Here is a 19,373-nt window from a genome sequence, read left to right on the forward strand (position 1 = left end):
ATGTACCCCCGGCTTTGCGCTCGGCCGTTGCGGTACTTCTGGCGTCACCCGTCTGGCTGACCTTCCGAGGGTCGTCGCCTACTGGACTCAGCCGGCGCGCGCCGCTCCTCTCACCGCGACGTGATGTCAGCCGACGAGATCGGCACGAACCGGTGTCTCCCTGCCCCCTGCCCACGATTCCAGGCAGGAGGGCAGAGCCGAGGACGCAACCGAATCCAGCAAGGAGCCATGTCATGGCCGCTGTTGTCACCCTCACAGTGGAACCGGCCCGGCCTGTCGCCCGTCAGCGGGTCACGCTGACCGCCCAGGTCCAGTCGGCCGCCGCCGCTCAACCCGACCAAGTCCCCGTGGGCACCGTCAACTTCCTCCTCGACCAGTCCCTCCTGGCGAGCGTCCCCGTGGACACGGACGGATTCGCCTCCTTCGACACCGAGATGCCGGCCGGTGCCCACACCGTCGGTGCGGTGTACAGCGGCGTCGAAGGCACCGCATCGGACGAGGCGTTCCTCACCGTCGCGCCGGCGTCGACGACCACGACCCTCACCAGCGCACCGAATCCGTCGTTCTGCAACGGGACGGTGACTTTCACCGCACAGGTGAGCCCGGTACCGCCCGCGACCGGCGTTCCGACCGGAACGGTCACCTTCGTCGTCAGCGCGGACGGGCCGTCGCTCACCGCATCCGTGGACGCCACCGGCCAGGCCCAGGTCACGGAGAGCGGCCTGTCGATCGGCACCCATCAGGCCATCGCCAGCTACAGCGGCGACACGAACTTCGCCCCCTCCAGTTCCAACCTGGTGAACCAGAGCGTCACCCTGGCCCCGTCCCAGACGAGCGTGACGGTGAGCCCCAGCCCGTCGGTGTGCGGACAGACCGTCACCGTGTGCGCGATGGTGACGGCCGGGACCGGCGCCTCGGGCATCCCCACGGGCAGCGTGACCTTTACGGGCCCCGGCGGCCTGAACGTCACCGTGCCCCTCGACGCCAACGGCAACGCCTGCTTCACCACCAGTTCCCTCAGCACCGGCACGATCAACGCGCAGTACAGCGGCGACGGGTGTTTCGACACCTCCACCGGCTCCGCCTCGGTGACGGTCAACCAGGCCGGGAGCGCCCTCGCACTTTCCGTATCGCCCACCCCGTCGGTCTGCGGCCAGGCAGTCACGGTGTGCGCGACCGTCACCGCGGTCGCCCCCGGCACGGGCACCCCCACCGGGACGGTCACGTTCACCGGACCCGGCGGCTTCAGCGTCACGGCGGCCCTGAACGCCAGCGGTAAGGCGTGCGTCACGACCAGCGCCCTCACGTCGGGAACCCTCACCGCGGTCTACAACGGTGATTCCTGTTTCGGCCCGAGCCAGAACACCACCGGGGTGACGGTGAACCCCGCATCCCCGCACGTCCAGGTGACCGTCAGCCCCGCTCCCTCGGTGTGCGGGCAGCCGGTCACCGTGTGCGCGACCGTGACAGCGGCGCCGCCGAGCACCAGCACGCCCACCGGAACGGTGACGTTCACCGGGCCCGGCGGCCTGAACCAGACCGCCACCCTGAACACCGCCGGTCAGGCATGCGTCACGACCACACTCCAGTCCGGTACCGTCACCGCCACCTACAACGGTGACGGCTGCTTCACCACCGGCAGCGCCGCCGTCCCCGTGACGGTGAACAAGGCGTCGACGACCACTACCGTGACGGTGAGCCCCTCGCCCTCGGTGTGCGGCCAGCTCGTCACCGTCTGCGCCCAGGTGGCGGCGGTCCCACCCGGATCCGGCATCCCCACCGGGACGGTCACCTTCACCGCCGGCAGCGTCAGCGTGACGGTCAACGTCGACGCCACGGGGAAGGCGTGTCTGGCTACCGCCTTCCATGCGTCGACTCCGGTCACCGCTGTCTACAACGGTGACTCCTGCTTCAACGGTTCGTCCGGCAGCGGCACGGTGACGGTGAACAAGGCGTCATCCACGACCTCCTTGCTCGTCTCGCCCAGCCCGTCGGTGTGCGGACAACCGGTCACCGTCTGCGCGCAGGTGGCCGCGGTCGCACCGGGCTCGGGAACACCCACCGGCACCGTCACCTTCACCGGTCCCGGCGGCTTCAGTCAAACCGTCACCCTCGACGCCAACGGCCGCGGTTGTGTCACGACCAGCTCCCTGCAGTCGGGCACGGTCACCGCCACCTACAGCGGAGACGGTTGCTTCACCGCCTCGGGTGCCGCCTCGAACCTGACCGTCAATCCGGCGTCTTCGACGGTGGCGGTGACCGCGGCGCCCAATCCGTCGGTGTGCGGGCAGTCGGTCACCGTGTGTGCGCAGGTCTCCGCCGTCGCGCCCAGCACCGCCGTCCCCGGCGGGACGGTGACCTTCACCGGGCCCGGCGGCCTGAACCAGACCGCGACCCTCGACTCCACCGGCAAGGCATGCATCACCACCACCGCACTCCAGTCCGGTGCGGTGACCGTCACCTACAGCGGCAACGCCTGCTTCACCGGCTCCACCGGCACGCTCCCCGTCACCGTCAACGCGGTGAACACCACACTGACGGCCGGCCCGGCACAGATCCGGTTGCGGGTCAACGGCTCGTTCGTGATCCCCGCGATGAGCGCCACACTCAAGACCACGGGCGGCGCCCCCGTCGTCGGGCAGACCGTCACCTTCCGCGCCAACGCGGTCGGCGGCCCCATCCTGCTGGGCACCGCGACGACCGACGGCTCCGGCGTCGCCACGCTCGCACCCCCGCCACTCACCGTCCCCAGCACGGTGATCACCGCCACCAGCTACACGGCGTCCTTCGCGGGCACCCCCTGCTACAACGCCTCCTCCGTCACGGCACCCCTGACCCTGGTCCTCTTCCCGCTCCTGCCCTGAGCGGCTGATACCGGCCAGGCCGGAATCCCCTGCCCCTGCCCCTGCCCCGGTAAGCCCGGGGCAGGGGCAGGAGTGTCGAGGCCACGTACGGTCATCGTCGGATCCTCGAGCAGCAGCAACACCTGAGGACGCGGCGGCAAGAACCGCGACGGTCCGACCTGCACCGTCATCGAGGCGCATCAGCTCTACCTAAGCCGGATCCGGGACACGGCAGCGACGCTGACACCCCCGCAGATATTGCTTGGCGGCGCTCTCACGGCCGCTGCCCCGCCACCACATCAAATACCCGCCGCCGGGGCGGGGGACGACCTTCACAGCCCCACACAGCCGATCGGAAAGAAGGTGCCCGTCCGAGCATGGTCGCCGACGGCCTGGCTGCGGGTACAACGCGCGTTCACGTCAACACCGGGCCCCCGGGCTGCCGCAACGTAGGGCGTCGCAGGAACCTTCGCCTTGGAAGCCGCAAGCGACGGCCTGCAGACGGACCCGCTGCTGCTGGCGCTCGACGACCTGAAGGCGGAGCGTGAGCGAGTCGATGCCGCCGTGCGGCTGTTGCTGGCCTACGGACGGGAGTTCCACGGCAGCCGCCCCTACGGGCTGGAGGAGCTCGGCCGCCGCGCCGGGTACAGCCCCTCGGGGGTGCGCACCGCCTACGGTGAGACGGAGATCAGGCAGGTTGCCGCCCAGATCGGCCGGGAGGCGAACCGGCCTTGCAAGGACACCTCCCGCGGCCGACGGTGAACGCGGTGCACGGCGGGGCGCACCTGCCGGCGGCCAACCAGGCGAGGATCTGCTGCTTGATGTAGAGGTGGTCGACGCTGGCCACGCCCACCGACGCCCGCCCGATCTCCCCAGCCTCCACACCCTCGCCGCAGGACTGGAACGCGACCGGGGCGCCGCCATCGCTGGCGTGACCGTGCCCCGGAACTCGGGTGTGGTCGAAGGGCATGTCAACAGGATCAAGGTGCTCAAGCGCCAGATGTTCGGCCGCGCCGGCTTCAGCCTCCTACGCAAGCGGATCCTGCTCGCCTAGCGATCCAATGTCGGTGGTGGGTGCGACGATCCCCGCGTCAACGACCGGAAGGAGGTGCCAATGGGCACCTGGGGAATCGGTCCCTTCGACAACGACACAGCCGCCGACTTCGCTGGCGACCTGGACGAGGCGCTCATGGAACAACGCGAGCCCATGATCCGCAGAGTCCTCAAACGTGCTGCCGACCCCGCGGACTACCTATGGAACGAAGCCACCGGTCTACGACCAGGCCATGATGATGGCCAGCCGACGCTCATACACAGCCCTGCCCGATCAGCTCGTCCCGGTCTTGATCTGCGCGGCGACCTCACGCACCGGGAGCCCGTCCCGGGCGGCGCGGGCCAAGGGGAGGACGGTGTCCAGGCCAGGACTGACTGAAAGGCCGCACGCCGAGAGGTAGGCCGCGGTCACCGCGGCTGCGAAGAGGAGGTGCCTCACCTCCAGGCTGGGGTTCCTCGCCAGCTCGCACAGCAGCGCTGCCGCCTTGTGATGAGGCTCGGGGTAGACCTCGTGGTCCAGTACTTCCGCCCGGTGACGTGCTTCCGCCGCCACCGGGACGCCGTAGTCCACGACCAGGGGGTCGCCCGGAATCTGCTGCGCCACGCCAAGATCCAGGCGAGATCGATGCGGAGATTCACGCGGCGTCCCTTGGAGCATGCTCCTCCAGCCCGTCCGGAAGTACTTTGACAACAGTTCCCCTGGACGCCGCGTCCCCCCGTGCGCTGCGTCCGGGGGCGTCCCGCCGGGGCCGGCGTGATCAGCGGCCCCGCCCTCCGACCGCGGCAACCAACTGACGCGACTGGCTCTCTCCGTTCACGGGGAGCTCACCGGCTCGCCAGGTGTGGGGCCCAGCCAACTCGGCGGGCCCCATAGGGCCAGGCGTGAGCCTGGCGCATCGGCGTGGCCAGCCTACGGCCCTCCGTCGTGACCGTTGATGGCGGTTCCGCCGCGGCGTGCGAACGGAGCGCGGAACCGCCTACCCGGCTGTCCTGTCAGAACCGGGAACTGAAACCGTATGGAATCACCCCACTTTTCGCACGTACATCGGTGGCGCGCGGACGGCCCCTCCCGGAGGCCAGGGGGTGAGGGGCCGTCGCCCGGGCGAGAGGCGCGTGGAGCGCGAACCGGCGACGCAGGCGGAGCGGCGGGTGCCGGTGCAGAAAGCGCACAGCTTGCGTCAACGCTCAGAAGTCAGTTCGCGACGCTTTGATGGTCTTGCACTCGACCTTCTTGGCGCCCTTGATCTCGTCCGCGGTCACCAGCGCACCAGCGTTCTTGTCAGTGAACTTCTGGCCCGGGGCGAGGTTCTCGGCGGTTGACATGAAGTCGTTGACCTTCTTGCCGTCGGCCAGGACCTCGCCCTCGACGAAGTACGAGTACCGGCGGTCGCCGCGGTTGGCGTAGTCGACGTGGATGGCCATCTCCTTGATGCCGAAGTCGCCGGTGACCACGTCGCACTTAGTGACCTTGAAGTCCTTCATGACCTCGGACTTCTTGGCGCCACCGGCCTTGGACTTACCGTCGCCGACGGTGGTGGAGTCGTACGACTTGTCCAGCTCCTTACTGGCCTTGTCGACGGCGGAGAAGAACAGGGCGTTCATGGCGAAGAACATGATGATCGCTACGGCCGACGTGACGAGGCCGGTGATGCCGGCGCCCTTGCCCTTGCGGACCTTGCCCGCCTTGGAGAGGCCGATGGCGCCGAAGATGATGCCAAGGATCGCGAGCGGCCAGACGACAACGTTGAGGACAGGGATGAAGCTGACTACGACGGCGATGATGCCGAGGACGAGTGCGGTGGTGGCCAGGCCGTTGCGGCCGGGCTGCTGGGGCTCGCCGTAGCCGGGCTGCTGGGGCTGGGGCGGGTACTGCTGGCTCATGGTGCTCCCCACGGGTTTCTGTTGTGTTTGCGCCTGGGTGACCGGTGAAGGACCTGTGTGGTTGCCTCACAGATACCTAAAGTGATTAGTTCGTGATTAAACTTTCCTGGTAGGCAAAAGAGTTGATGTGCAGGCCGTGGCTGTGGTCTTTTGAGAGGTCATCGGCGGTGACGGCGGGATCGGGCAGGGGTCTCACCTCGGCGTCCGACCGCGATGCGGCGCGCGGCTCCACCGTTGTCACCCGCAGTGCGGTGTGATGCCTCGCGTGGAGGAAAACGAGTCGTCCTGGTCTCCGGCGGCGTGCCCTGCTGGCCCAACGGCAGTGGTCCGCTACTCGTCGGACCACTGCCGCTTAGCAGCCCACGCAGGGGCACGCCTGTCGAGCCGGCTGCCTGAACTCATGTGCGCCGGACGCACGGCTCCCGAGTCATGAGGCCGCGCCGGCCAGGGTGAGGAACCCGCTGCGGGAGCGGGCGTCGGAGCGCAGCAGACCGAGCAGGGTGGAGGTCATAGTGCTGGAGCCGGTGGCCTGGACGCCGCGCAGGGTCATGCAGGAGTGCTCGGCTTCGATGACGACGCCCTTGGGCTCAAGGTACGTCTGCAGCCAGTCGGCGACCTGTTTCGTGAGCCGTTCCTGGACCTGGGGGCGGCAGGCGAAGTGCTCGACGATCCGGGCCAGCTTGGACAGGCCGAGGATGCGGGCGCCGGGCAGGTAGACGACGTGGGCGATGCCGACGAAGGGGAGCAGATGGTGCTCGCACACCGACCGGACGAGTATGCGGCGTCAGGTCGAAGGGGCGGGGGCTGAACAGTTCGGCATACGCGCGTGCCATCCGCCCCGGTGTGCCGCGCAGGCTTTCCGAATCGGTGGAGATGCCGAGAGCGCCGAGGAACTGGCCCGCCACAGCTTCCGCGGCGGCCAGGTCGACGCCATCTGGCTGGTACACGACCCGCAGGGCGGGCCGCCGTTCCGCAGGGACGGTTCCTTCGGCTCCGGGGCCCGCGGCCGTCGCCGGCGCGCCGGCCGTGGCACGGCCGCGGTGGACGGGGATTCAGCGGGCCAGCATCACGAATCCCAGCAGGGCGACCGGCAGCAGCAGGCCGAGGGCGGTCCAGGCCAGGGCACTCTTGTCGGCGACGACGTAGATGATCCAGACGACCAGTCCGATCGCGGCCAGGGCGAACTGGCTGAAGACCACGGGTGCGGGCAGGCGGCTGGTCCCGGTCTGTTGCTGGCGGATGCCGCCGCGTTGGATCCAGGTGCCGAGCATGTAGAAGCCGCCGAGAGCGGTGACCACCCAGGTGATCAGTGCGGCGATGTCCATGGGAATTCCCAGGTGAGGGTCGCTGCCAGGATCGACCTCTACACCGCGCGCGCCGAGGCCCTCACCGTCCTCGCCTCCGACTGGCGTCTGCCGCATGGAGCGGACTGGTACTGCAAATACCGTTGACCTCCGATGTTTCTTGTTCCTGGTCGCCGATCCCCGCGATGCGCGAGGACTGCGCTATCCGGCCCTCGCGTTGCTGTGCGCAGCCGTCTCGGCGGTGCTGACCGGGGCACGGTCGCTCATCGCGATCGGTGAGTGGATCACGGATGCCCCACAGCATGGGCTGGGTGTCCTCGGCTTCGCTGTCGACCCGCTTACCGGTCTGTGGCCGGTGCCGCACGCCGCAACTGTGCGCCGCCTGCTGCAGCGTGTGGACGGTGACGCGCTGGACGCGGCGATCAGTGCATATCTGCAGGCCAGTACGCTGTCCCCGGTCAGGCCTGAGGCGCGGAAGGTGCCAGTGCAGCGGGTGATCGCGGTCGACGGCAAGGTGGTCCGCGGATCGCGTACCCGGGCGGCCGCGGCAATCCAGCTGCTGGCGGCGATGGATCACCACGGCGTGGTCCTGGCCCAGAGGCAGGTCGCTTCCAAGAGCAACGAGATCCCTTCCTTCGCACCGTTGCTGGACGGTCTCGGGCTGGAGAACACGGTGGTGACTGCTGACGCCCTGCACACCCAGCACGGCCACGGGGCCTACGCTGGCTTTGATGTTGAACGGGTAGCGGCCCATGAAGTTGATGTGCCGGTCCTTGAGCGGGGAGAGCCGGGCGACGTCCTCGTCCTTGATGTCGTGGCCCTCCGTGCGGAGCTGGGCGACGGCCGCGTCCAGGTAGCGGGTGTTCTACAGCACCACCGCGTTGAAAACCAGGCCGAGGGCGGCGAGCTGGTCCTCCTGGCCCTCGCGGTACGCCTGGCGAGTCTGCCCTCGACGGCTGTGGCAGATCGCGCGGGCCAGGCGGTGGCCGGTCTCCTGCACGGTCAGCTGCCGGTTCATCAGGCGGCGGTAGGAGTCGTCTATCGGGTCGACCAAGGCGAGCAGGTGCATGGTCTTGTCTATGCGCCAGTAGCCGGCCTGGCATGTCCTGCGCGGACGGCAACACCATCTGGGCACGCCGCCAGGTCACCTGCGACTCTGCGCCTCTGTGGGTGATCCGCAGCAGGCGCTGCCCCTCATCGCTATCGAGCTCGCGGACGCGTACTGGTTCTGTCACCCACAGCGTGAGGACACCGTGGCGTCCGGACCAGCCGCCGAACGGCGCGTCGCCTCACTTCAGGACGATGGCAAACGCCGTTGTCGAGTGCGCGAGGTCGGTGAGGAACCGAGCACGATCAAAGCCCTCGTCTTCAACCGTGCCCGGCGGAGGCGTATCCATGTAGCTGAAGTGACCAGCTCCCGGCACGACGCGAAGGTCGACCTGGGCTGAGGCGCTCTTCAAGTGGTTGGCCTGTTCGACGGGCGTGACGGTGTCCCTCTCTCCCGCAAAGACGAGCATCGGCGCCGTCACCGCGTCCAAGGCGCCCGGAGCGGCGAACCAGCCGGCAGCGGGGCGCGTACAAGACGAGGCGGTCGACGCGTGGCTCTCGTGGGACATCCGGCGGTGCCGTCCCGCCCCCAGGGCGTCGCACCGGCGAGACAGAGGCCGGCCCATCCACCGATCGAGTGGCCGACGACCATGACAGCCGCGTCCGCAGACGCCCACCGGTGGAGCGACTCGACCAGCCCGACGGGACGGGCAAGCAGCTCAGCGGTGGTCGCCTCCCGCGCGACAAAGCGCTCAGTGGGCCAGCGCACTACTTGACGTCGACCGGGGTGTGGACGCTCGTCGAGTTGAGGTGGTGGGTATCGGGAGACTGGTAAGCGACGTACCAGGTACCGCTGTTGGTGTCCTTGGCACTGAGGCTGTACTGGCCGCGGGCATCGGTGGCGGCCGTTGAGATGAGGTGCCAGGTCTTGCTGCCGGACGGTAGGAACCACAGTCGCACGGTGGCATGACCGTAGGCGTGCCATGTTCCCGCGGAGAACTGCTGGAGGCTCCCGGAGAAGGACAGCTTCTGGTTGCGGCTCGCGTGCGTGGTACTCGGTCTGCCGCCGGTGATCCGGGTGGGAGTGCGCATGAGGTGCACAGCCTTGGCGGTGACGGGCAGCCAGTCGCGGTTGCCGAGGAAGGAGACACGCCAGTAGCCGTTGGCGTTGCTGCCGTGGCGGACGTCGCAGAGGAATTCGTCCTTGCCGAGGCCCTGGCGTCCGACCGTGGTGGTAGCCGCGTTTTGCCAGGTCTTGCCGTCGGCGGAGTACTGCACCTGGACTGTGGTGCCGGTGGGCGAGGAGCCGGCCTGTCCCAGGGTAAGATGCCCGGCGATCAGGCCTTGGCCTGTGGCATCCTCGGAGATGCTGAGGCTGGTGAACAGGGCTCCGGGCTGGGGGATGTGGACTCGGATGCCTTCGGCCGGGCTCTGCTGCAGGAAGTCCGTCGCCTCGTCACGGACCTGGTAGGTGCCGGCCTGGGAGATCGGGATGCTGAATGCTCCCCGGTCGTCGGTGAAGCCACTGGAGATCCAGCCGAAACCAGTCTCCGGGCCTGACAGGTCGAAAAAGGTGCGTGGAGCGGGGAGCCAGACGTCGCCGACCTTGCGCTCCACGACACCGGTCACGGTGGCTGTGCTGCCAGCGGGGACGTTGACGTCTGGTGGCGAGGTCAGCCGGATCCGGGTGGGTTCGGACGCGGGACGGTCCGGCTGGGAGAGGTACGCATACGCGTGCGTGTGGGTCCAACTGTCCTCGCGGATGGGCTCGTATGCGACGGAGGTCTGGATCGCACCGTCGGCGTCGAGCGAGGTCATGAAGGTGCCGTCGGCAGCCGTCGTCGCCTTCCGCGCAGAGCCGCTGGTGTCGCCGTGGACGGACACGGTGGCGCCAGGAAAGGGGCTGACCTGGCCTGTGCCCGGGTCGGCCACGGTGAGGGCCCCCTGGACAGTGACGGTCCGGTGGTCGAAGTCGAAGTTCGACGGGACCGTCTGCGTGTATGAGCTGAAGTGCACGACCTGCTGGTAGTCCACCGTCCCGCCGGCGGGCAGGGTGACGTCGTAGCCGTGGTCGTCGCGAACGTCCAACGCAACCCGGTAGGCCCCGAAGGCAGGCAGCACGACCGGGGTCGTCGCTCGCCACACATGCGCGTCCGTGTATTCGAAGTCTGTCACGGTGAGTACGGGTGCCGTGTCCGTGGGCGCGTTCAGCGGGTAGAAGCGGGCGGTGAGCGCTGTGACTGTTGCACCGTCGCCCGACGACCATGCGGAGACACGGAAGTTGGCGCGGTCATTGGTGTAGTCGATGGGGGAGGCGGCTGCCCAGGGCAGACCCGACACCCGCTGGGCGAGTGTCACATGACCCTGGCCGCCCGACGGAGCGGGCGCGTCGCCGACTGTAGCCGCTCCCGTGGCGCCAGCCGTCGGCGTGTCGTCGATGGTCACGGGCGTAGGGCTTGGCGCCGAGGTCTCGGCCAGGGCCTGGCCCGGCAGGGCCAGCGTGGCGAGGAAGCCAGCCGCGACCGACGTGGAGATGAACAGGCGTGGTCTCACGTAGAAGTCCCCCGGGCAGCGAGTCGTACATCTGTCATGCGCAGATCGACAGCGCAGCATACCGTTCGCCGCCGCCTGGCGAGGGCCGGGCTGAATATCAACCCAGGCAAGGTGCCCGCGCGGTGAACGGGAACGCCGACACCGTCATGTTCGCGAAGAAGAGGACCGCCGCCAAGAAGACCGCCTCGACGGCGGCGCGCAGACCGCGCAGCGCTTGACGCATCCATACGGCCACGGCGCGTGGAAGATGGAGGCAGGGCTTCCGTTCCGCGTTGTTCGTCACGGGCCTGCGTCCGCAGCCGCTGCGGCTGCTGTGCCTGGCCGCGGTGACGAACCCGGCCACCTTCCCTCTCGACTGCCTGTTCTGCGGGTCGAGGTAGACCCAGCAGCAGTGGTGAGTGGTGCCGCCGGGTCCCACACGCGCCCTGGCGGCCGGCGGTCGCGCCCTGTACGACCCCGGCATCGGTGAGCCACGCATAGGCTTCGGGTTCGCCTGCCCCTTCTACTACGCCGGCGGCACACCCTGACCACAGGCCTGCCCACCGCAGTTGAGGGGGTGGTGCTGCGGCGCGTGCGGGGCGGGGCCGGGGGAACGCTGCATGGCACGCAAGCCCATGAATGTGCCCCGTGTCTCGCGGAAGTAACTCCCGCTTTGCGGGCTTGTCAGCGGCAGGTAAGGGCATGCGGTGGCCAGGAGGTTGATAACTATGGTTCCCCTGCTTCTGGTTCTTCTGCTGGCTCTGATCCTCTTCGGTGCGGGTTTCGCGCTGAAGGCGCTGTGGTGGATCGCGGTGATCGTGCTCATCGTGTGGCTGCTGGGCTTCGTCGTCCGAACGGCGGACAGCGGCGGCCGCAAGGGCCGCTGGTACCGCTGGTAGACGCCCGGCGCGAGCAGCGCGCCACACGGGAGTAAGACTGGGCCCGGCCAACACGGCCGGGCCCACTGGCGTGAAAGGAACGCTCTCTTGCGGGGGTTGGGAGGGATCGGGCGTATCGGGCGCACCGCAGGGTACGTGAGTGATGCACCGGCCCCGCAGGTCCAGCAGTGGAACCCTGCTCCTCCTGCCTGCGGGGCTGTTGCGCGCGAGTGGCCGACGGCTTCCGACGGTGCGCTGGCTGATGCCGAGCAGTTGGGCCACCCGTCGGGTGCTGCGCTGGTGCTGGCGGACCACGTAACGCATCTGTGCTCCGGCGGACTTCGGGATCGGGCGCGTGAACGCCCCTTGTACCGCCTTGTCGAGTCCTTCCCCGACCGTGACCATCGCTGTAACGCTCCCTATTCTCCGGTGTACTTGGCGGTGACCTCGCCGGTTTTGATGTAGCGGGCGAGGTTGGCGACGTGGCCGTCACCGGCCAGTTGCTCAAGGACGTTGGCTCCCCACAGCACGCTCTGGGTGCCCTCGTGCTTGACCATCCCGGGGGAGACGCCGAGCCGGAAGCTGCCGGGGACGGCCTTGCCGCCCGAGCCGTAGGGCAGGACGTCGAGCGGGCTGGGGCCGTCGGCGGCGTAGACGGCGCAGTCGGAGAGGACCGCGACCGGATACTGCCCGGTGGCCGCGGCCAGGTGCAGCATCTTGCGGTGCATGTTGATCAGGGGCCGGGAGGTCACCGCGGCGCGGTCGGCACGTCCGCAACCGGCTTGGATCGCGGCGCACACACCCGGGCAGCGCCCGTGCGCCGGGCGCATCCGGCACGATGCTGCTGTGTCCGGCCGGATGGACCTCCAGATCGTGCGGCTCCCACTCGCCGAGCAACCTGCCGGGCCCCGGCCGCCCACCGCCGCATCCCGCTGCAGAACCTGTAACTCGCCGACCGGCAGCCCCAGAGCGCGGGCCAGTGCCGCCACCGTCTCCACCGACGGCGGCAGCCCACCAGCCTGGAAAGCTTGCGAGACGGCCGTACGCCACAGGGCCGCCCGACGGGCCAGGTCAGTCCACCAGTCGCGGCCGTTTCCGGTGACGGCCGCGCTCTCCCGGGTCCGGGAGGGCAGTCGGCCGCCCCGGGCACCGGCGCACAGCTCGCAGGCGCAGTTCCACCGCGGAAAGCCGCCCCCCGGCGACGGTGCCCAGCAGGACGACCCTCACGACCATCCGCTCCCTCGTGCTCGCCCGGACTTGCCCCCCCCCGCTGGGATCTTCCCTGCGGAGGGACGGGAGCCAAACCAACCCACTACGACAGGCTCGTCGCCCGAAACGCCAAGCTCAAGCGTCGCAACCGCGAGCTCACCGAGACCCTCACACTCGCCGCCTGCCACATCCAGCGCATCACCCTGGAAAACCAGAAGCTGAGAGAAGAACTGGAAGCCGCCACGGGCGTCGCTCGCCTGACCTCTGTCGCCGGCCTCGGACATCAGTACAGCCGTTGAGGTTGCGATTGACAACGTCTGATCGCGCTCGGCAGGCGCCGGGAGTGTCCAGGGTAAAACCCCCAATGTGGTTGCCTTACTGAGGTTTTCGTGTTGTCGTCGGGTGGTGACGGTTCATGATCCCTGCGGTATGCCGGTGGGGTGAGGTATCCGGAGGGTGGGGGCCTGACCGCTGAGCGGCGGGCGTTTCGTGAGGGGATCCGGTTTCAGGCCGGTGAGCGGTTCGCGGCGGGTGAGAAGACCGCGGTGATCGCGAGGGATCTGCGGGTGAGTGTGCGGTCGGTGGAGCGCTGGCGTCGTGCCTGGCGCGAGGGCGGTATGGAGGCCCTGCGCTCGGCGGGTCCGGCGAACTCCCCGACCGTCACAGACGGCCAGTTCGCCGTGCTCGAGGAAGAGCTCGGCAGGGGACCGGCCGCACACGGCTTCGAAGACGAACGCTGGACCCTGGCACGGGTGCAGACGGTGATCCGGCGGCGTCTGCGGGTGAGCCTGTCGGTGGCGACGGTCTGGCGGCTGCTGAAACGGCACGGCTGGACCTGGCAGGCACCCGCCCGCCGTGCCCTCGAACGCGACGAACACGCGGTGGAGCTGTGGAAGAGGGAGGTGTGGCCGCGGGTAAAAGACTCGCGGCGGCGTCCGGTGCCTGGATCGTCTTCGAGGACGAAGCCGGATTCTCGATGACTCCTCCCCGCGCCCGCACCTGGGGCCGGCGTGGACACACTCCTGTCATCCGTGTCCGTGGCAGGTCCCGCCGCCACACCTCGGTCGCCGCATTGTGCTGCTACAAACCCGGCGAGAAGAGCCGCCTCATCTATCGGCCCCGCGCTCATCCCCGTCTCAAGGGCGCACGCAAGAGCTTCTCCTGGCAGGACTACCGTGACCTGCTGGTCCGCGCCCACATCCAGCTCGGCGGGCCGATCGTGGTGGTCTGGGACAATCTCAACACCCACCTGGCCACCGGGCTTAAGCGCTACGAAGCCGAGCACGACTGGCTCACCACCGTCCGCCTCCCGCCCTACGCGCCCGACCTCAATCCCGTCGAGGCCGTCTGGTCGCTGGTCCGCAGGGCGATGGCCAACACCGCCTTTGACACCGCCGACGACCTCGACCGCACTCTTCGCCGCGAGTTACGCAGGATCCAGCTCCGACCCCACCTGGTCGACGGCTGCCTCACCGCCACAGGGCTGGCCATCACCCCACCGACCTCGTCGTGAAAACCTCAGTAACGACCACCTATGGAATGGCAGCGCGGTCCGGGCCGCCGCCGCTACTTCAGCGGGCGCCGGGCGGCCAGTGCCGTCAAGGCAGCCAAGAGCGTCAGGCACAGCCAGGCGAAGGTGTCGCCGATGCGGTCGTAGAGCGTGGTGGTGCCGCGGGTCGGGATGTAGGCGACCATGGTCTGGCGGCCGCCGGAGGTGAAGTAGTCCGCCGTGGCGAGGACGTGGCCCTGGTTGTCGTAGGCGGCGGAGACGCCCTCCGCGTCCTGGCGGACCAAGGCGTAGCCGGACTCGACGGCGCGCAGGGCCGCCTTGGCGGTGTGCGGGGCGCCGAACTCGCGCCAGTCGTGGGAGGGGACGAGCATGATGTCGGCGCGGACCCGCATCATGGCGGGGAAGTCCGCGTCGTAGCAGATGACGTTCGCCAGCCGACCGTATGGGGTCTTCACGACGGGGACGCGGCCGTCGCCTGGCGTGTACTTCTCGGAGCCCGGGATGGGGTGGGCCTTCTGGTAGGTCCACAGCACCTTGCCGTGCGGGTCGATGAGGATCGCCTCGTTGCGGCCGTACGCGGGTGGGGTGGCGGTGTGGACGCGGACGCCGATCTCCAGGTAGACGCCTGAGCGACGGGCCTCGGCCTGTGCGGCGGCCACGGTGGCGGCCTCGTGCGACTCCTGGGTGCGGACGGCCTCCTCGGGCCAGACGACGATCTTCGCCCCGGCGGCGGCCTCGCGCCGGGTGGCGGTCAGCAGGTCGTCCTCGACGGCCGTCATCGCGGGCTGCACCTGTGCGGCGGGGGCGGTGGCGACGCCGGCCGGGGTGTCGGCGTACCGGCTCAGCACCGTCTTGAGGTGCCGCGTCACGGCCGAGGTGGGGCTCACGCCCGCGATGCGTACGGTCAGGCTCGTGGGCGGGGTGAGCGCGAGCCGGGCGCCGCCGGCGGCGAGGACGAGGGTCGGCAGGAGGGCTGCGTACAGCAGGCCGGCGCGCCACGAAGGGCGTTCCCAGCGTTCCCAGATTCCGTTGACGGCGGCGGCGACGTAACCGATCAGGAACCCGATCCCCCACGGACCTGTCACCGAGACGAGTTGTAGGAGGGGCAGGTCGCCGTGCTGGGTGACGGCCAGGGAGCCGTAGGCCGTGCCGAACGGGGAGACCACGGTGATCAGGTACTCGGTGGCCGCCACACCGGCGGGGAAGGCCAGGGTGGCGAGCGCGGGGCGCAGGCGGCTCGCCAGGAGCCGGTCGGCCAGGTACGGCAGCGTCTGCAGGGCGGCGAGCGCGGTGGCGCCCGCGACGACCACGGAGTTGAAGCCGATCTTCGACTCCTGTACCCAGAAGACGGCCGCGGCGGCATGCGCCGCCCAGAGCCACAGCGGTCCTGACCAGGCGCGGCCAAGTCGTGCGAACCGCAGCAGGAGCACGGGGTAGAGCCAGGCCGCCGCCGCGATGTCACACCGGCCGCCCACCGCGAACAGCATCGTCCCCGCGCCGAGGACCAGCAGGCCGCACTGCCGTATCAGGTGATTCTTCAGTATCGGGTGATTCTTCACAGGGGACGACGCTAGGGAGAGGGGGTGTCGTCGCGCCTCGGCCGGTGTGGCGAACTCCGGTCGCGGGCGCGGAACTTTCGGTGCCCTACCGGAGGATGATCCGCCGCGCCCCCGGGTCGTCTAGCCTGACCGACCAAGATGGTCACTGACTTGAAGGCCGCGCCACGAGCCGCGCGGCGCTGGATCGCCTGCCGACCGTGGGCGGCGGACGCCGCGCTCGGCGGTGGGCTGACGTTGTTCGACGTGGCAACCGTGGTACACCGCGCCCCGGAACCCGCCGCCTGGGGCGTTGTCCTGTGGGGGGCGCAGACCGTGCCCCTGCTGTGGCGGCGGACGCACCCTTGCCTCGTGCTGGCGGCGATGACCGTTATGTACGCGGCCTTCCAGGCGACCTCCCCGATCGCCGGGAAGGTGCCGGGCCCGTTCCTGCTCATGCTCGGCGTGTACGCCCTGGCCGGACACGTCCGTGCCCGCGTGAGCCTGCCGGGGGCGGTGCTGTGCCTCGTCTCGGCGCTCACCACCGATGCCCTCACCGGGCACTGGCGGCAGCCGCCGAGCCTCGGTTCGCTGGAGCCGATCAGCGCTACGACGTTCGTCTTCTTCCTCGGTCTGGCCTGGACGTTGGGGTACGGCAGACGCAGGATCGGGGCTGACGCCGACCGGCTGCGCGATCTCAACCGGCGGCTGGCCGCCGAGCAGGAGCGCAACGCCCGCCAGGCGGTGGTCGCCGAACGCGCCCGTATCGCCCGTGACCTGCACGACGTGGTGGCTCACCATGTGAGCGCCATCGCCGTGCAGGCGCGGGCCACCGAGGACGTCCTGGCCGCCGGGCCGCTCCCTGACACGGCGGTGGTGGAGGGCGTCGGACTCATCGCGCGGAGCGCCGACACCGCGCTCGTCGAGATGCGGCGACTGCTAGGGCTGCTGTCCTTCCGTGACCAGCGGCTCGCCCCTGAACCGTCCCTCGACCACCTCGGCCCGCTCCTGGACACGGCCACGGCGGCGGGCTGCCGGGTGACGAGCCGGGTGGAGCCGGGGGCGGAGAGCGCCCCGTCCCCGGGGATGCGGGTGTCGGCCTACCGGATCGTCCAGGAGGCGCTGACGAACGTCGTCAAGCACGCCGGTCCCGTGGGCGTACGCGTCACCGTGCGCGGCGACGCCTCGCGGCTCACCGTCGAGGTGGTGAACGGTCCGGCCGCCCCGGGCCACCAGCCCGTCCCCGGCAGCGGGCGCGGGCTGGTGGGCATGCGCGAACGCGTGGCGGCGTTCGACGGCGAGCTGACGGCCGGGGTGTGCGAGGGCGGGGGCTGGCGGCTGTACGCCGTCCTGCGGGCGCGGGCGCCGCTAGCCGCAGAGGTGGCCGTATGACGGTACGGGTGCTCGTGGCCGACGACCAGGAGATGGTACGGACTGCGCTGCGGCTGGTCATCGACCGCCGCGAGGGGCTGATGGTCGTCGGCGAGGCGGGCGACGGGGAGCAGGCGGTCGCCCGGGCGGCCGAACTGCGGCCCGACGTCGTGCTGATGGACATCCGCATGCCCGGCACGACCGGTGTCGAGGCCACCCGGCGCATCACCGGCTGCTGGCCCGGGCCGGGACCGGCGCCGCGGGTCCTGGTCCTCACCACGTTTGACCTGGACGAGTACGTGCATGCCGCGCTGCGGGCGGGCGCCGCCGGGTTCCTGCTGAAGAACAGCCCGCCCGACCGGCTGGCCGAGGCTGTACGCGCGGTCGCGGCCGGGGAGGCCGTGCTCGCCCCGGACATCACCCGCCGCCTGATCGACACCGTCACCGCCCTGCCCGCCGGACTGCTGCCCGGGCCTCCCCCGGCCGCCCGGCCGGACCGGACCGAGCTGTCGCGCCTGCTGACCGCCCGCGAACTGGAGGTCCTGGTACTGGTCGGGCGCGGCCTGTCCAACGCACGGATCGCCGCCGCCCTGGGCCTGAGCGAGGCCACCGTGAAGAGCCGCGTCAACCGCATCCTCACCCGCCTCGGCCTGGAGAACCGGGTACAGGCGGCGCTACTCGTCCACGGGGACGGCCAGGCTCCGCTCGTCGGCCGGGACGGTGAGTGATCAATCTGTGTGGACCAGCCGCCTCTCCGGCTCGATGCAGTTGCTCAGGAAGTGGTCAACGGTCAACGGCAAACCCTGGCCACAAGCACCCCGACCACCCCTGCGGCTGTGAATGGGAGGCGCCTTCCGCGCACGGCCGCCGCTGACTTGCGGCGGCCGCGGGCCCGGCCGGCTCACCCCAGCCCGAGTCCGCCGCGGGTTTCGGAACCTTCACCCACACCTCACCTGGCCGGCCCGTGCACCTCAACTCACAGACCTGGAAGGTCCTCAACTCATTGCCCTGGAAGGACACTTGGCTTGCAGAACTGACAGCCCGCCACCCGCTACGACGTGGGCAAGACCGTGAAACGACCCGAGAGCATCACTGAACGAAACCGACTCAGATCATAAAGAACAAGCTAATGACCGTTGCATCGCTCGAGGGACCCGATCACCGAACCCAGCCCAGGTCCCCGGTGGCATCCAAGCCCGTGAAGTCCCTGGGCGTCCGGGTGCAGTCGGCTGTGTACGAGAGGTCAGGCGCGGTGAGGTGCGGGCGTGGCTCGCGGCGGTCACATGGCTTGAAATCCGCGTGATCAAAGTCACTGACCACTAGTCAGATGATCTGAGGCTGTAATGTCGGGTCGCCCAGGACAGGGCTATTGATGGCCCGAGTTCTGGCGCTGCTGGTGGTGCGAGTTGCACCGCGACACCACAGAACCCCCACCGGTCTTCAGGGCAGCCCGATGGGCGGATTCTGTTCAAGACCCGGGTTACCTGCCAGGGCGCCTACCAGTCGGTTACCGTGCACCTCAATGGCAGGCTGGAATTGGGGCCCGTATGGGACCGAGGCAGGTCATGACCACTTCCAGTCAGACCCAGGTGATCAAGAATGGGAAGACGGCAACGTTTTACACGCCCTTGGAAGGCGGAAAGCAGGTACGCAAGGCGGGTAGGTACACTGGCGTCATCAGTGGTCAGATCACAGCCCCGCAGCCCGGGAACATCGACACCGGTCTCAGCCAGACGCTCTACGTGAAGTAGCTCTCTGAGAGGGCGTGTCAACGTAGCCCGGGTTCTATGATGAGGTCATGCATATTTGCCCAGTAGACCCTAGGGACACCATCTGGGAGCAGGACCGCGCCGTGTATCGCGTTTATTTCTGGGACACGGCTAATAATCACTCGCACGAATACCAGGTGTCAGAAGCTGATATTGACGAAGTGCTGACGTGGGCGCGGCGCGAAGCGGAGTCACGAGGATGGTCTTACACCGTCTATGTGAAGGTCAGTGACGGGGGGCAGCCAGGGCTCGTGCGGATCTGTGGTGTGATAGGCGACCCCTTTGCGGTATGACGCAAATAAGAGATGTGGCACGTTGTGGCTTCCACTGTTCCCCCCCGTGCGACATTCTTCTCCTCCTCCCTCGTGTAGGCGGGGGGGGGCGCGGTAGGCCCCATCACATGGCACCCCCCCCCAGCCAGTAAGGGGGGGGGCGGGCCCC

At 69.2% G+C, this 19,373-nt stretch carries 15 protein-coding genes and 7 pseudogenes; 11 read left to right on the forward strand and 11 right to left on the reverse strand.

Annotated elements, in window-relative coordinates; translation table 11 throughout:
• The first annotated feature begins 233 nt into the window (after positions 1-233).
• The 4 genes from ACIBA9_RS30345 to ACIBA9_RS30360 all read left to right on the forward strand — a co-directional run bounded on the left by ACIBA9_RS30345 (position 234) and on the right by ACIBA9_RS30360 (position 4,275).
• On the forward strand, positions 234-2,864 hold the full coding sequence (locus tag ACIBA9_RS30345; protein WP_399367992.1) for an Ig-like domain repeat protein: 2,631 nt from the start codon (positions 234-236) through the stop codon (positions 2,862-2,864).
• Positions 2,865-3,317: 453 nt separating this feature from the next.
• Entirely contained in the window at positions 3,318-3,605 is a 288-nt protein-coding gene (locus ACIBA9_RS30350) for a hypothetical protein (RefSeq protein WP_399367994.1), read from the forward strand.
• A gap of 169 nt (positions 3,606-3,774) precedes the next feature.
• Positions 3,775-3,897, forward strand: a complete 123-nt coding sequence (locus tag ACIBA9_RS30355; RefSeq protein ID WP_399367996.1) for a hypothetical protein — start codon at positions 3,775-3,777, stop codon at positions 3,895-3,897.
• A gap of 60 nt (positions 3,898-3,957) precedes the next feature.
• Positions 3,958-4,275, forward strand: coding sequence for a DUF4259 domain-containing protein (locus tag ACIBA9_RS30360; RefSeq protein WP_399367998.1), 318 nt, complete (start codon positions 3,958-3,960; stop codon positions 4,273-4,275).
• On the opposite strand, the gene ACIBA9_RS30365 is transcribed toward ACIBA9_RS30360, so the two are convergent.
• The 4 genes and pseudogenes from ACIBA9_RS30365 to ACIBA9_RS30380 form a co-directional block, all read right to left on the reverse strand.
• Positions 4,171-4,500, reverse strand: coding sequence for a hypothetical protein (locus ACIBA9_RS30365; RefSeq protein ID WP_399368000.1), 330 nt, complete (start codon positions 4,498-4,500; stop codon positions 4,171-4,173). The genes ACIBA9_RS30360 and ACIBA9_RS30365 overlap by 105 nt on opposite strands.
• 581 nt (positions 4,501-5,081) lie before the next feature.
• A complete protein-coding gene (locus tag ACIBA9_RS30370) occupies positions 5,082-5,777 on the reverse strand; it encodes a DUF4190 domain-containing protein (protein WP_399368002.1) in 696 nt (231 codons plus the stop codon).
• Between the two features lie 427 nt (positions 5,778-6,204).
• A pseudogene (gene folE, locus ACIBA9_RS30375) lies at positions 6,205-6,733 on the reverse strand (GTP cyclohydrolase I).
• A gap of 96 nt (positions 6,734-6,829) precedes the next feature.
• Complete coding sequence (locus ACIBA9_RS30380) at positions 6,830-7,102, reverse strand: hypothetical protein (protein WP_399368004.1); 273 nt, start codon at positions 7,100-7,102, stop codon at positions 6,830-6,832.
• A gap of 94 nt (positions 7,103-7,196) precedes the next feature.
• Here ACIBA9_RS30380 and ACIBA9_RS30385 point away from each other — a divergent pair.
• Positions 7,197-7,775: pseudogene (locus tag ACIBA9_RS30385) on the forward strand (transposase family protein); the annotation flags it as partial.
• Between the two features lie 42 nt (positions 7,776-7,817).
• Here the strand turns inward: ACIBA9_RS30385 and ACIBA9_RS30390 are convergent.
• The 4 genes and pseudogenes from ACIBA9_RS30390 to ACIBA9_RS30405 form a co-directional block, all read right to left on the reverse strand.
• Positions 7,818-8,177, reverse strand: a pseudogene (locus tag ACIBA9_RS30390) (Tn3 family transposase); the annotation flags it as partial.
• Position 8,178: 1 nt separating this feature from the next.
• A pseudogene (locus ACIBA9_RS30395) lies at positions 8,179-8,316 on the reverse strand (IS630 family transposase); the annotation flags it as partial.
• A gap of 54 nt (positions 8,317-8,370) precedes the next feature.
• Positions 8,371-8,697, reverse strand: a complete 327-nt coding sequence (locus tag ACIBA9_RS30400; protein WP_399368006.1) for an alpha/beta hydrolase — start codon at positions 8,695-8,697, stop codon at positions 8,371-8,373.
• 199 nt (positions 8,698-8,896) lie between these two features.
• Positions 8,897-10,681, reverse strand: coding sequence for a hypothetical protein (locus tag ACIBA9_RS30405; protein WP_399368008.1), 1,785 nt, complete (start codon positions 10,679-10,681; stop codon positions 8,897-8,899).
• Positions 10,682-11,388: 707 nt separating this feature from the next.
• Here ACIBA9_RS30405 and ACIBA9_RS30410 point away from each other — a divergent pair.
• On the forward strand, positions 11,389-11,559 hold the full coding sequence (locus ACIBA9_RS30410) for a hydrophobic protein (RefSeq protein WP_093682652.1): 171 nt from the start codon (positions 11,389-11,391) through the stop codon (positions 11,557-11,559).
• Positions 11,560-11,784: 225 nt separating this feature from the next.
• Here the strand turns inward: ACIBA9_RS30410 and ACIBA9_RS30415 are convergent.
• Positions 11,785-11,943, reverse strand: a pseudogene (locus tag ACIBA9_RS30415) (XRE family transcriptional regulator); the annotation flags it as partial.
• A gap of 14 nt (positions 11,944-11,957) precedes the next feature.
• Positions 11,958-12,299, reverse strand: a pseudogene (locus tag ACIBA9_RS30420) (transcriptional regulator); the annotation flags it as partial.
• Between the two features lie 888 nt (positions 12,300-13,187).
• Here ACIBA9_RS30420 and ACIBA9_RS30425 point away from each other — a divergent pair.
• On the forward strand, positions 13,188-13,727 hold the full coding sequence (locus ACIBA9_RS30425) for a winged helix-turn-helix domain-containing protein (protein ID WP_399368010.1): 540 nt from the start codon (positions 13,188-13,190) through the stop codon (positions 13,725-13,727).
• Positions 13,724-14,260, forward strand: coding sequence for a transposase (locus tag ACIBA9_RS30430; protein ID WP_399368012.1), 537 nt, complete (start codon positions 13,724-13,726; stop codon positions 14,258-14,260). The genes ACIBA9_RS30425 and ACIBA9_RS30430 overlap by 4 nt, the downstream gene beginning before the upstream one ends.
• A gap of 53 nt (positions 14,261-14,313) precedes the next feature.
• Here the strand turns inward: ACIBA9_RS30430 and ACIBA9_RS30435 are convergent, their stop codons facing one another.
• A complete protein-coding gene (locus tag ACIBA9_RS30435) occupies positions 14,314-15,816 on the reverse strand; it encodes a nitrilase-related carbon-nitrogen hydrolase (protein ID WP_399368014.1) in 1,503 nt (500 codons plus the stop codon).
• A 138-nt stretch (positions 15,817-15,954) separates the two neighbouring features.
• On the opposite strand from ACIBA9_RS30435, the gene ACIBA9_RS30440 reads away from it, so the two are divergent.
• The 3 genes and pseudogenes from ACIBA9_RS30440 to ACIBA9_RS30450 form a co-directional block, all read left to right on the forward strand.
• Entirely contained in the window at positions 15,955-17,184 is a 1,230-nt protein-coding gene (locus ACIBA9_RS30440) for a sensor histidine kinase (protein ID WP_399368016.1), read from the forward strand.
• A complete protein-coding gene (locus tag ACIBA9_RS30445) occupies positions 17,181-17,891 on the forward strand; it encodes a response regulator transcription factor (protein WP_030338457.1) in 711 nt (236 codons plus the stop codon). Before ACIBA9_RS30440 ends, ACIBA9_RS30445 begins: the two co-directional genes overlap by 4 nt.
• 120 nt (positions 17,892-18,011) lie before the next feature.
• A pseudogene (locus ACIBA9_RS30450) lies at positions 18,012-18,281 on the forward strand (transposase); the annotation flags it as partial.
• Between the last annotated feature and the right edge of the window lie 1,092 nt (positions 18,282-19,373).

Origin of the sequence: Streptomyces sp. NPDC051452 (assembly GCF_044454765.1) — a bacterium.
Lineage (GTDB): Bacteria > Actinomycetota > Actinomycetes > Streptomycetales > Streptomycetaceae > Streptomyces.

Coding starts and splice junctions, on each gene's coding strand:
- ACIBA9_RS30345 (WP_399367992.1), top strand. CDS start 234: ATGGCCGCTGTTGTCACCCTCACAGTGGAACCGGCCCGGCCTGTCGCC.
- ACIBA9_RS30360 (WP_399367998.1), top strand. CDS start 3,958: ATGGGCACCTGGGGAATCGGTCCCTTCGACAACGACACAGCCGCCGAC.
- ACIBA9_RS30370 (WP_399368002.1), bottom strand. CDS start 5,777: ATGAGCCAGCAGTACCCGCCCCAGCCCCAGCAGCCCGGCTACGGCGAG.
- ACIBA9_RS30380 (WP_399368004.1), bottom strand. CDS start 7,102: ATGGACATCGCCGCACTGATCACCTGGGTGGTCACCGCTCTCGGCGGC.
- ACIBA9_RS30400 (WP_399368006.1), bottom strand. CDS start 8,697: ATGTCCCACGAGAGCCACGCGTCGACCGCCTCGTCTTGTACGCGCCCC.
- ACIBA9_RS30410 (WP_093682652.1), top strand. CDS start 11,389: ATGGTTCCCCTGCTTCTGGTTCTTCTGCTGGCTCTGATCCTCTTCGGT.
- ACIBA9_RS30430 (WP_399368012.1), top strand. CDS start 13,724: ATGACTCCTCCCCGCGCCCGCACCTGGGGCCGGCGTGGACACACTCCT.
- ACIBA9_RS30440 (WP_399368016.1), top strand. CDS start 15,955: ATGGTCACTGACTTGAAGGCCGCGCCACGAGCCGCGCGGCGCTGGATC.
- ACIBA9_RS30445 (WP_030338457.1), top strand. CDS start 17,181: ATGACGGTACGGGTGCTCGTGGCCGACGACCAGGAGATGGTACGGACT.